Annotated in this window: 8 protein-coding genes; all 8 read left to right on the top strand. The window is 44.1% G+C overall.

Features of this window, described 5'->3' with window-relative positions:
* Positions 1 to 68: 68 nt before the first annotated feature.
* The 8 genes from Q0110_RS13870 to Q0110_RS13835 all read left to right on the top strand — a co-directional run bounded on the left by Q0110_RS13870 (position 69) and on the right by Q0110_RS13835 (position 13,247).
* On the top strand, positions 69 to 611 hold the full coding sequence (locus Q0110_RS13870; RefSeq protein ID WP_297907513.1) for an RNA polymerase sigma-70 factor: 543 nt from the start codon (positions 69 to 71) through the stop codon (positions 609 to 611).
* 75 nt (positions 612 to 686) lie between these two features.
* The gene (locus Q0110_RS13865) at positions 687 to 1,670 is read left to right on the top strand and encodes a FecR family protein (RefSeq protein WP_297907512.1); all 984 of its coding nucleotides are present in this window, start codon (positions 687 to 689) and stop codon (positions 1,668 to 1,670) included.
* A gap of 143 nt (positions 1,671 to 1,813) precedes the next feature.
* Entirely contained in the window at positions 1,814 to 5,254 is a 3,441-nt protein-coding gene (locus Q0110_RS13860; RefSeq protein ID WP_366139680.1) for a TonB-dependent receptor, read from the top strand.
* Positions 5,255 to 5,272: 18 nt separating this feature from the next.
* Positions 5,273 to 6,937, top strand: a complete 1,665-nt coding sequence (locus Q0110_RS13855) for a RagB/SusD family nutrient uptake outer membrane protein (protein WP_297907510.1) — start codon at positions 5,273 to 5,275, stop codon at positions 6,935 to 6,937.
* A gap of 114 nt (positions 6,938 to 7,051) precedes the next feature.
* Positions 7,052 to 8,737 (top strand): hypothetical protein, encoded by a 1,686-nt coding sequence (locus Q0110_RS13850; RefSeq protein ID WP_297907509.1) that lies wholly within the window; start codon positions 7,052 to 7,054, stop codon positions 8,735 to 8,737.
* Entirely contained in the window at positions 8,727 to 10,160 is a 1,434-nt protein-coding gene (locus Q0110_RS13845) for a DUF3863 domain-containing protein (protein ID WP_366139679.1), read from the top strand. The genes Q0110_RS13850 and Q0110_RS13845 overlap by 11 nt, the downstream gene beginning before the upstream one ends.
* A gap of 7 nt (positions 10,161 to 10,167) precedes the next feature.
* The gene (locus Q0110_RS13840; RefSeq protein ID WP_297907503.1) at positions 10,168 to 12,000 is read left to right on the top strand and encodes a sugar-binding domain-containing protein; all 1,833 of its coding nucleotides are present in this window, start codon (positions 10,168 to 10,170) and stop codon (positions 11,998 to 12,000) included.
* 104 nt (positions 12,001 to 12,104) lie between these two features.
* The gene (locus tag Q0110_RS13835) at positions 12,105 to 13,247 is read left to right on the top strand and encodes a glycerate kinase (protein ID WP_297907500.1); all 1,143 of its coding nucleotides are present in this window, start codon (positions 12,105 to 12,107) and stop codon (positions 13,245 to 13,247) included.
* The last annotated feature ends 119 nt before the right edge of the window (positions 13,248 to 13,366 follow it).

Here is a 13,366-nt window from a genome sequence, read left to right as displayed (position 1 = left end):
CCATAGTCTTGACGAAACTCTTTTAATCAGTAAAGGTGATTGTGAATATTCATGATAATAGAGATTATATGACTGATAATCATGTTGATAAGATTTTAATGATAGCAATCGGTAATAATGATTATATCAGTTATAATAAGCTGTTTGATCGTTATTACGGGCGTCTTTGCCAATATGTGTATAGTTTATTGATGGATAGGAATGATGCGGAGGATGTCGTTCAAGAGCTTTTCTTGAATTTATGGAAGAATAGGGAAAGAATAGAGATAAAGGAAAATGTATCAGGGTATCTATATAGGATGGCCAGGCATCTGGCTTTGAATTTTATACGTTCGAAGACCCATACAGGAAGTTTGTCCGAGAATCAAGACGTGTTACTTCTGTCTTATGAGGATAATCGATTGGAGACAGAAGAGTTTAGGATCGCTCTTTACGATTGCATAGACCGTCTGCCGGATCGTAGTAGAGAAGTACTGCTTCTTCACCGGATAAAAGGATTGAAACAGAAAGAAATATCGGAGAAACTATCTATATCCGTGAAAACAATCAAGAATCAAATATGGGGGTCTTTACAGAGATTGAAAAAATGTCTGGAGATGAAAGGTGTGTAAAATAAGGGAATTTTTTTTGAGGTCCATATAGGACCTTTTTTTATTTATGGTGTCATTTAAACAAAGACTAGACTCATGGAGAAGAGAAAATACATAGAAGAACACATTGTTGACCATTTATCTGACAGGATGGATGAAGAGACCATTGATCCGGTTCTGGACGAGTGGTTGGCTGAAGATGAGTCTAACCAAAAGGACTTTGAGCGATACAAAGAGATATGGAAAGAAACAGGGACTTATTTGGAGAGAGAAAACTTTGATGCTCAATATGCTTGGGATAAGATTGATAGGATCAATAAAAACAGGGATAATAGACGAAGACGCTTGATAAATATCGGTTATATTGTTTCAGGAGTGGCGGCTGCTTTATTGCTTGTCTTCAGCTTTTGGGGAAGGGGAATATTTGATAGACAACCGGAAATGTTGGTCCGAATGAGTGCTGATTACGGTAGCCGATCGGAGATTGTCTTACCGGATGGCTCCGTGGTTAAATTGAATTCGGGATCAGATATTACTTATTCTTATAATGCGAAGGAAAAGATCCGGGAAGTAAGTTTTCAAGGAGAAGGCTTCTTTGATGTTTCGAAAGACAAAAGGCCATTCGTGATTAAAATGAACAATGGATTACGTTTAAAGGTACATGGAACCTCTTTTAATCTACAAGCATATACGGATGAAAAAACTATTGAGGCCTCATTGGTGGAAGGTTGTATCGAGTTGGATCATGGGGATGATAAGTTGCTGATGAATGCTGGTGACATGGCGGTCTTCGATAAGCGAACCAACGAGATGAGACCGGTAGCGGGCGTGTTATCTCATTCCTATAGTTGGCTGGAGGATAAGTTATATATGGATCATATGTCGTTGGCTTCTGTTTGTAAATACTTGGAGAGAAGGTATGATGTGACCATCCATCTTCAAAAGGACTTGGAAAATAGCATACACTACGACGGAGTCATACAGAAAGAAACCATAACGGATATATTGGATGTATTATCTCGATTGAGTGATATAAGCTATAGCGTGAAAGGAAAAAATATAAGTATAACCTCTAAATAAAGTCTGCCTATGAAGTAAAGAACTGGAATAGCATGAATTACACATGAAAAACGGGAAATGCTGGAACATTCCCCGTCATCTCTTTGATCATTAAAATTAGTGCTTACGACACTAGTGTTAACAAACAATCGAATTACAAATATATGAATTTTTGGAATATATCAAGGCCGGAAGAGTCTCCGGTCCTTAAAAAGACTTTGTCTATTATGAGATTAGCGACATTATTCTCTATCGCATGTTCACTCCAAATCTCGGCTTCTGTTTATTCGCAAGAAACGAAGTTGTCTCTGGATGTTAATAACCAGACAATAAAAGAGGTTCTTTTTATGATAGAGAAACAGTCTGGCTTCCGTTTTATCTATGAGAGCGAGAAGGTTAACCTTGATAGAAAAGTATCTGTACATGTGAAGGAACAGACCGTGGAAACTATCTTGAAACGTCTTTTCGAACAAGAAGGGGTAAAGTATGAGATTACAGAAAATAATTTCATCTTGATTAATCCTTCGACAAAGAATGATAAGTCCGCTCCTTCTTCACAAAAAGTTCTGCAAAAGAAAAGTCTGGTTAAAGGAGTCGTAACAGACGAGAAAGGGGAACCTATTATCGGGGCGAATGTTGTTGAGAAAGGTACTACCAATGGAACGGTTACAGACCTTGATGGTAAGTTTACGATGGAGATCTCAGAGAATGGTACCCTTCAGGTTTCTTATATCGGATATGCCATGATGGAATTACGACCTGGCAAGGAAACGAACTTGAATGTGAGGCTACGTGAAGATGCCTTACAGATGGATGAGGTTGTAGTGGTAGGTTATGGTACGGTGAAAAGAGCGAATCTAGGTGGTGCCGTGGCTACGGCCGACGCAAAGGCGTTCGAATCTCGCCCGATCCAGAATGCGGCTCAAGCTTTGCAAGGAGAAGTACCCGGCCTGACGATTACACGAAGTGGAGGCGCTCCGGGCTCGGATATGACCATGAAGGTTCGTGATGTCTCTTCTATCAACGGAGGTACTCCGCTCGTGTTGATTGATGGTGCGGAGGGTAACATTAACATGATTAATCCTTCTGATATAGAGAATATCTCCGTATTGAAGGATGGTACGGCTGCGATCTATGGAGCCCGTGCCTCGGATGGTGTTATTCTGGTGACGACAAAAAGTGGAAAACGTAATCAGAAAACATCGGTTACTTTCGACGCGTATTATTCTATAAAAACTCCGGCATTATTGAGGAAACCTGCTGATTTATTACAACATGCGGAGATGGCTCTGGAGATCACGGACGGGTCTTTTACTCCTGAATATACAAAAGAGCAATTGGAGCTGATTCGGCAGAACAGTGATCAGGTATTGACCGATGCGGAGTGGGGACGTTGGACCGGTTACCCGCAATTCTTCAAGAATCAGGATTGGAATGATATGCTTATTGGTAATGGCAATATGCAGAATTATAATGTCAATATTTCCGGTGGAGGGGAGAGATACTCTTATATGTTGTCTTTAGGACATCAACGGGAGGAAGGTATACCCAAATTCGGAGAGGATGTGAATAAGCGTTATTTTGTACGTGCTAAATCTAGTATCGAGATTTTCAAGAATTTGACTTATGACCTTAACTTGGCTTATGAGGCAAGTAATAGGGATTACTCTTCGGGTTTGACAGAAGGGCAAAATATATGGGAGTTAATTTACAAGACACGTTCTTGGACTCCGATGTACACCCCATCGGGAACCTTCTATACGTTCGAGGGATTCGATAATCCGGCTCAAGTACTGGAAGACGGAGGTATGGTGAATAAGACTACGGGTAATATAACGGTCAACAACCAGTTACGTTGGAATGTGATCGATGGTTTGCAACTCGTGGGGCAAGCGGTGATCCGTAAATATGATCAGGATGAGAATGTAACAAACAAGAAAATCATCAATTACGATTGGTATGATAATGAGGTCCGGGAAAAACGCACGCCGAATAGCGCGGAACGTCGTTACCAGAAGACCTTATCGAAGAACTTCACGTTGTATGCCGATTATAAAAAGAATTTCAACGATAGGCATGATTTAAGTGTGATGGTCGGTACTGCTCATGAATCCGAGAATTATGATAAGTTCACGGCGAAACGTATAAATTTTGACCAGCAGGAAAATATGTCTTTGCAATTGGGTAGTTCGCAAGATCAAAATGCCTGGAGTGAGGGAACTCAATGGACTATCAATTCGTTTTTCTCTAGGGTGAATTATACGTTTGCCAATAAATATGTCATTGAGGGTACGATCCGTGCGGATGGAAGTTCCCGCTTTGACCCGGATCACCGTTGGGGATGGTTCCCGGGTGTAAACGCTGCTTGGCGTGTCGGGGAAGAAGGCTTCATGAAAAGATTAGGTTGGTTCGAGGATTTGAAAGTGAGAGCTTCTTACGGTGAGATGGGTAATCAGTCTGGTATCGGGTTATATGACTATATTCAACTGATTTCTTTGTCCAATGATTATTATCCTTTCGGAGCTGGTATAAAAGGACAGATGGCTACGTCTGGGAATATTATTTCTACTTCACGTACGTGGGAGACAATCCAGACAACAAATATTGGATTTGATTTTTCTACTCTCAATAATCGTTTGTACGGATCATTTGATTATTTCTGGAAGGAAAATAAGAATATGCTTATCCCTAAAACATACCCCTCTATGTTAGGAGCGGATGCCCCGAGTACGAACAGCGGGCATCTAAGTATTCGTGGTTGGGAAGTCTCTTTGGGCTGGAGAGATCAAATTAAGGATTTCAGTTACTCGGTTCGTTTTAATCTCAGTGACGCAAGAAATAAAGTCGTAGACCGGGTTGGCAGTAATTTGATTCAGTTGGGAAATAATGCGACCCCGACCGGATATCCGTTGAACTCGTATTTCGGATATGAATTTGATGGGATTATCCAGACAGAACAGGAGTTGGAGGAATATAAGGCTCGCTTTCCGGAAGGAGGTATTCCTGGAGACCTGAGTGTAGGTGACGCGAAATACAAAGACCTGGATGGAGATGGAAAACTATCTGTGTTGGGTGACGGTAAGGAAGGCTCCGGCGATGTGAAATATTTAGGAGATAAGAACCCGCGTTATAATTTTGGCTTTAACCTGAGTATGGCTTGGAAGGGATTCGACCTAAGTGCGTTTATACAAGGAGTTGGTCGTAGGACTATGTTCTTGGAAGGAGAGACCCGATGCCCGATGCCTGAGGCATGGTATCAATCTGCGGAATATTGGTATGGAAAAACTTGGACTCCGGAAAGGACGGACGCTAAGTATCCGGCGATTACATTGAAAGATAAGCGGAACTACAACTATTACGTATCGACGAATACGAAGTTTAACGTGGCTTACGCCCGTTTGAAGAACCTGCAGTTTGGTTATACGATTCCGCAGGCATTAACTTCGAGAGTTGGCTTGCAGAAGGTCCGGGTATATTTTTCCGGAGAGGATTTATTTGAGGTTCATAATACGCCGAATGGTTGGGATCCGGAAGAAGATAGCGGTAGCATTACCTCTTATCCGTTTACCCGTAATTATTCATTTGGTATAAATGTCGTATTTTAAAAATTAAAGCGAAAAGTCATGAAAAACTATCGGATATTATTGGGAAGCTTTATTGTTTCCGCTTTATTCTTGTCAAGTTGTCAAGATATAGACTTGCTGCCAAAAGACAATTTGCCAGACGAGTTATTCTGGAAGACTCCAGATGATTTCGAGAAAGAGGTCAATTGGTTGTATTCGCGAACCGAGACGTTCGGAACGAAGGATACGGATAGCGATATTGCGTATGAGCTGAATGAGAATACAACAAGTAACGGTACGTTGATAGCCCCGAATACGGACGCATTATGGGATTCTACGTTTATTGACCTACGCCAGAGCAATATGATTATCGAGAAGAGCCAGACGTATGAGGGAGATCCCTCGGGGATTGAGCGGTATGTGGCTGAGGCCCGTTTCTTTCGCGCCTACTCACATTATCGTTTAATGTTAAAATACAATGATATACCAATCTTGACGAAAGTGCTCACCGTAGATTCTCCCGAGTTATATGGTTCTAGGAATAAACAGCAGGAAGTAGAAGACTTTATCTTGTCGGAACTTGATGAAACTTACCCTAAGCTTCCGCTGCAAAGCGAGTTGACCTCGGAAGAGGCTGGACGAGTGACCCAAGGTGCCGCTTTGGCTTTGAAAGCGAGAGTTGCTTTATTCGCTGGGACTTGGGCGAAATATCATCAGCACCGTTCGGATTACCAACAGTTGCTGCAACAAGCGATTGATGCGGCGAACAAAGTAATCGACAGCGGAGAGTATGCTTTGTATGAAGGCTCGGGTGAGGAGAGCTATCGTTATTTGTTTATCAATGCGGGCGATGATTCAAAAGAGGGCATTTTCGATAGTCGTTATGAGACGGATATTCGTACACATAGTACCGCATGCCCGGTTTATTGGGGATGGCGGGGAACTCCAACCCGGAAGCTGGCTGATATGTACTTGTGTAAAAGTACGGGCCTTCCGATTGAGAATAGTAACTCTGGATTTAAGGGATATGCAACGATTGAAAGCGAATATGAAGATCGGGATCCCCGTATGACGCAGACCTTCTTGATACCTGGAACTGATTATATCAGCCCGCAAGATGGAGCTTTGACATGTCCACCTCAATTTACCACACGCCCAGAGACTCGTACGGGCTATAAGTTGTGGAAGTTTATGGCCGAAACCTCCCTTCCCTCAGATAAGGATGTGTTTGATTATCATATTATCCGTTATCCGGAAGTATTGCTGATATTGGCTGAGGCTACTTACGAGAAAGATGGAGCGATAAGCGATGATGTTTTGAATAAGACGATCAACGTGATCCGCTCTCGGAAAGGTGTGGAGATGCCTCCTTTGACCAACGCTTTTGCCAAGAGTAATGGATTGGATATGCGTACGGAGATACGTCGGGAACGTACAATTGAATTGGCGTTCGAAGGTTTCCGTAGGGATGATCTAAGACGTTGGAAGACGGCTGAGACAGAATTAATAGGTGCCATAAAAGGTATTAAGTTGAAAGGTTCGGAATACGAGCACTTGAATGTCTTGAATGAAGGAAATCCTGGTTTGACAGATGAAAATGGTTTCTTGATTGTGGAACCGGCAGAGAATCGTAACTTTGTAACCCCAAAGCATTACTATTATTCCCTACCGTTGGATGAGTTGTATTTGAATCCGAATTTGGCCCCGAATAACCCGGGTTGGTAAATAGTGGGATAACGATAAGTTTTGGCAGGGTAACCGTATCGATTCATTGATCTCAATCGTGGAAATGTATTTGATGTGGTTACCTTGACTTATTTATTATAATAAATATATGGTATGGCTTTAAAGGAAAAGATCGGGCTTGTTTGCCTTTTGTGTTTGTTTTGTGTGGGATGTAAGACAAGTCCTGATGCGACAGCGAACGATAATAATACAGGATCTCCCCGTATTATCAATATCATCAATTTCATCCGTCAGACAGACTACCGGGTGGAGAATGCCGATAGCTTGTTATACGAGACTGTCTGCGAACAAGTGAAATTGGTGAATAAGTATGATTTACCGGCAACTTTCTTATTACAGTACGATGCGTTGATAAACCCATTGTACCAAGATCTGTTGAAAGGTAAACTCAATGCTCACTCCGAGATCGGTGCCTGGTGGGAATTGACGCAACCGCAGATCGAGGCGGCCGGGATTAAATGGCGTGGAGAACATTCTTGGGTCTCGCACGCAAATATCGCCTTCAGCACCGGATATAGTAAGGAGGAACGGGAACGGCTGGTGGATGTTTATATGGAGAAGTTCAAGGAGATATTCGGCACATACCCAAAATCGGTCGGTTCTTGGTTTATTGATGCGCATACCTTAGCTTATATGTATGATAAATATCAAATCGTAGCTTCATGTAATTGTAAGGATCAGGTGGGAACGGACGGCTATACCTTATGGGGCGGTTACTGGAATCAAGCATATTACCCGAGCCGGGTAAACGCCTATATGCCGGCGCAGACAAAGGAAGGGCAAATCCCCGTTCCTATCTTCCGTATGTTGGGCAGTGATCCTATTTATCAGTATGATGATGGTCTGGGGCAAGAACGTCAAGGTGTAATCTCTTTGGAGCCAGTGTACGAGAAAGCGGGTATGGATAGGCGCTGGGTGGATTATTTCTTGGAATCTATCGTGAACCAACCTTGCCTTGCTTTCAACTATGCGCAAGCGGGACAGGAAAACTCTTTCACGTGGAGTAATATGAGCAAGGGGTTGGAGATGCAGATCCCTATCTTGGATTCCTTGAGGAAGGAAAATAAGATCCGGGTGGAGACGTTAGGTGAATCCGGTAAGTGGTTCAAGGAACGTTTCGAGGTTACGCCAGTGACGGCTGTCACGACCTTAACGGATATTCGTGGGGAAGGGAATAAGACGGTTTGGTTTAACAGCCGTTATTACCGGGCGAATTTGTTATGGGAAAAAGGAACGTTTCGTTTTAGGGATATCCATCTTTTTGATGAGAATTATAAGTCCGCTTATCTGGATGAACCCGGTGACGGGAATCAGTTCTTGTTCTATACGTTACCTGTTGTAGATGGTTTTATGTGGAGCGAAGGTATGGAACGGGCCGGCCTCCGGCTCGTCCGGTTAGACAAGGACGGTGGCAAGGAGGAACTTACCTTGGATAATCCGGTAGTGACGGAGATCGGTAAAGATACGTTGGTTGTTTCAGCGGAAGACCCTGAAGGACATCCTTTTGAGATCACCTTTTATGAGACTCGTTTCGAGGTACTTTCTTTGTCAAAAGAAGTAGGTTTCTCGTGGGCTTTAGAGCTCAAGGTCACAGCAGGGAAGGAATTACCTTTTACGATAATAGAGGATAAGGCGATCAATGCCAGTTTTGATGGTTTCAACTATGTGATCGCTTGCGAGAAAGGTCATATAAAGGAATCTGTGTCTGGTTCGGATTATGTTTTTAGGATACTTCCATCGGATAAAGAAATAATAATAGATTGTACAAATGCGAAATAGTAATATGAATATATTAGTTTGGAGAAAATGGGCGGTCGTATGGATGATCGCAATGTTCGGAGGTTTCCAGTTAAGCGCGGTGGAGCCTGTAATTGCTTCTGCGAACGTGAAACCTCTTACGATAGAAGGGAATCGCTTTGTTACCTTATGTGTGATGATACGTACGACACCTTGGGAAGTTTCCCGGGATGTCAAGATACATCCTCGTGATGAGGGAGATTGGCATACGCTTGAGGGAGTACGTGCCTTGCGGGAGGCTTTTGCCACCAATAACCCGGAGGGCCGTCTTACGTGGGGATTTACGATGAATGCCTTGGAGGATCAGCGGAAGAACTATCGGGAGATACGTGATTACGTGGTGGAGTGCCAAAAGAAATATGGGGATGAGGTTACTTATTTCCCCGGTTATTTTCCGGCGATGTATCTGCCTCGTGAACGGGTTAACCGGGAGATGTCGGAGGCGATAGAAATCATTTCTAAAATGGTAGGGAATGGTTATCGTCCTCAATCGATTATGGGAGGTTTCCTATCGGCTGATAATTTGAGATATTTAGCGGAGAAAGAGAACATCCATGTGGCACATGCCGTGATCTGGAGTCAACATAATATAGACGGTGGCGGTGCCGATGGTTCTCCTTCTTACCCTTTCTACCCTTCGACGGAACATTTCTGCAAGCCGGCGCAGGGAAAAAGCGATTTCATCGATTGCGTGAATCTGGACGGCTGGACGATGGACTTTATCTGTGCCCGCCGCAGCGGACAGACCGGACATGGTATTGATGGATACAACAGCCGTAGAGGTGTCGGCCCGATCGAGACGTACAAAGGGTGGGGGCTCGACTTGGGACATCGCGAGGTGATGCATACGGAAGCGATTCATTTTGATAAGGGTTTTGAATTGAACGGCTTTGGTTGGGTCGCCAATATCTGGGAGGCACAGATGGTGCATGAGTTCGGTAAGGATCTCATTTGCGATGCCATGAAGATGTGGGTAACGGGTACCAAGGAGCGCTGGCCGGATACTCATTTTGTTACATTCGGAGAATTTGGCGAACTTTGGAGAAAACAATATAAATCGAACGACGACTGGAACTATCGCTTTGTAGAACGAGGCTCTGGTTTGGGTGATTCTTATAATAATTTGGAGATAAAATGGTTTATGAACAAGGAATTCCGCTTGGCCTTATTGCGTGATTGGCATACGGAGAATTCCCCGGCTTACGTCATCGACTTTACCCGCTATGATTTGCAAGCCCATGAGCCTGCCGATCCGACCCCGGAGAAACCGGCTAAGGATTGGAGCTTGATCAATAAAATCAACCAAAAAGGCCTTCGTCCGCAAGATAAGCCGGTCTTGATCGATAAGTTGGAGAAAGAAGATCAAGATTTGATCCGGAAATATTATCCGGAATTATTTAAATAGTTGGTTTATGAAAAAGATTACCGTTGTTTGTTTGGCTCTTTGTTCCTTTCTTTTTGAGGGAGATCTCTTCCCCGTGAAGGCGCAAGGCCTAGAGAAGTTTACATTGCCTACTCCATGGACAGAGAAGGCGTTAAAGGCAGAGATTCCTTTACCGGAGTATCCGCGTCCGCAAATGGCACGTTCGGAATGGTTGAATCTGAATGGTATATGGGATTATATGGGAGGAAAAGACCTGCTTGATCCTGTTACGGCAACCACTCCTCCGGCTTTTCCCGCAAAAGCGGAAAAGATACGTGTACCCTATCCTCCGGAATCAGAATTATCCGGTATAGCTCGTGCGGGTGATACCTGCCTGTGGTATAGGTGTAGCTTCTCTGTTCCTCAAGCATGGAAGGGCAAGAATGTTTTATTGAATTTTGGGGCTGTAGATCGGATCTCGTCCGTGTTTATCAACGGTAAGAAGGTGGGTACTCATACGGGAGGGTACGATGCTTTTAGTTTTAATATTACTGATTATTTAAAATCCGGTGAAAATGTTCTTGTAGTAGGCGCTTATGATCCTAATGACGGTCGTGCTGCTTCGGGTAAGAATGGTTCACGTGGAGATTATATTTTTACCTCCGGTATTTGGCAGACCGTTTGGCTTGAACCGGTAGAGAAACAATATATTTCTCAGATAAAACTTGTGCCCGATTTAAAAAATAATCGGTTGGAAGTGATTGCTTATACGGGCGATGCGGAGTTGAAGGTGACGGCTATCGCGGATAACGGAACTTCAGAGGTGGCAAGAACCGAAGGAAATTCCAATATGAGTTTTTACCTGCCTATCCGGGAACCCCGTCTATGGAGCCCGGATGATCCTTTCTTGTATGGTTTGAAATTGCAGTTGAAAGATCGAAAGGGTAAGATAATAGATGAGGTATCCTCTTATTTTGGTATGCGCTCGGTTAGTATGGGAAAAGTAGATGGTGTACTTCGGCCTTTATTGAACGGAGAGTTTGTTTTCCATATCGGCCTTTTGGATCAAGGCTATTGGCCCGATGGCGCATTTACCGCCCCTACCGACGAGGCTTTGTTGTATGATATCGAGTTGGCGAAACGTGCGGGTTTCAATGTAATACGCAAGCATATCAAAGTAGAGCCTCAACGTTGGTATTATCATTGTGATAGGCTTGGTTTGATGGTCTGGCAAGATATGCCGAACCTTTGGGAGCCTGATGGTGAGGATTCCGTGGCGGTTCGTAAACAGTTCCGTGACGAATTGAAAGTGATGATCGACCAACACGTCAGCTCGCCTTCTATCGTGATGTGGGTCCCATTTAATGAGAATTGGGGGGCCTTTGAGGTGACGGACATCACCGCTTGGGTGAAAAAGTACGATCCGAATCGTTGGGTAAACGGTATGTCGGGATATAATTATGCTCCGGGCTATCGTAAGGCTTATGGAGATCCCGGAAATGGAGATTTCGTGGATATGCATCATTATGGCAAGATCGAGCCTAAGGCGATACCCCGGCCCGATGATAAACGAGCCGCCTCGCTTGGAGAATTCGGCGGGAAAGGCTTGTTCGTGCGTGGGCATATGTGGCCTGTGCGTAACGATGCTTATGAGATGATGTTGAATAAAGAGCTCCTGACCGATACCTATGTATTAATGCTTACCGAGCTAGAACAGATGGTAAACTATTTCGGACTGAGTACAGCCATCTATACGCAGACTACAGACGTAGAACACGAGATAAATGGATTGGTTACTTATGACCGAAAGGTGGAAAAGATGGATTTGGAGAAGGTCAAATACATCAATCAAGAGGTAATCAAGTGTACACGGGCAAAATAAAGAAAGCCTGAGTCTCGTAAAGTTGAAGGGGTGTCCTTGAAAAAGGGCATTCCTTTTTTGGTATATTTGGGCATCTTATTTTGATATGATAAAAAGAGTGATAGATGAGAAAGATAGTTATCGCTTCCGATTCTTTTAAAGGCTCGGTTACATCCGCTGCTATCGCGGAATGTGCGGAGGTGGCGGTTCATAAGGTTTTCCCGGATTGTGAAGTGGTGAAAATTCCGGTTGGCGATGGAGGTGAGGGAACTGCCGAGACTTTAATCGCGGCATTGGGTGGAGAGGTCGTGTCTTGTACCGTGCACGATCCGTTGATGCGGCCTGTCGAGGCTGCATATGGCATATTAGGGGATAAGCGTACCGCTGTTATTGAGATGGCTGTGGCAAGTGGGCTGACATTGGTGACGATGCAGGAACGTAATCCTTTATTGACTACGACCTATGGAACCGGCGAGTTGATAAAAGATGCGTTAAACCGGGGGTGCCGGAATTTCTTGATCGGAATAGGTGGTAGCGCCACGAACGACGGGGGGACTGGAATGTTGCAAGCTTTAGGATTCCGTTTCTTGGATGAGGCGGGGAATGAATTAGGATCGGGAGGACAGATCCTCAATCGGATTTATTCGGTCGATCGCTCCATGGCGTTGCCTCAGCTTAGGGAATCCTCGTTTACGATCGCTTGCGACGTGAATAATCCTTTCTATGGGGAAAAAGGGGCTGCCTATGTATTTGCCCGTCAGAAGGGGGCAGACGATGCTATGATTTGCTCGTTGGATGAAGGCTTGCGGAATTTTGCGGAAGTAATAGAGAGGACGGAGCGGGTAGAGGTGAACCGGATTCCCGGCTCGGGAGCTGCGGGAGGCTTAGGCGGTGGTTTTGTCGCTTTCCTGAAGGGTGTGCTTAAACCGGGTATCCAAATGGTTCTAGAAGCTTTGCGTTTTGATGAGCGTATACAAGGTGCGGATCTTATTATCACGGGTGAAGGTAAACTAGATAAACAGACCTGCATGGGAAAGACTCCTTTCGGGGTATTGCAGGCTGCGATGAGGCAGGATATCCCGGTGATTGTAATGGGTGGTTCGGTTATGGAGGTAGATCTGCTTACCGCCTCCGGCTTCTTGGCGGTCTTGCCTCTTCTTCCTTATCCGGTCTCTTTGGAGCAGGCTATGGACAAGGAGTTTACGGAGCGGAATATTATGCGTGCCTTGGAGCAACAGTTGCGTGTGATCCGGTATTATAGGAAATAGAGGGATATTGTCCTTTTTTCGTGATAAAGTTTATTGTTTTCGTTTTGAAGTTTGAGGATATTGCGACGCATAAAGAGCCTGTTTACTTTTGCGTTATCAAACTTGATTAGACGAATAAA

It is taken from the genome of uncultured Parabacteroides sp. (assembly GCF_947855115.1).
GTDB lineage: Bacteria > Bacteroidota > Bacteroidia > Bacteroidales > Tannerellaceae > Parabacteroides.
This window is presented reverse-complemented; position numbering and strand designations above follow the sequence as displayed.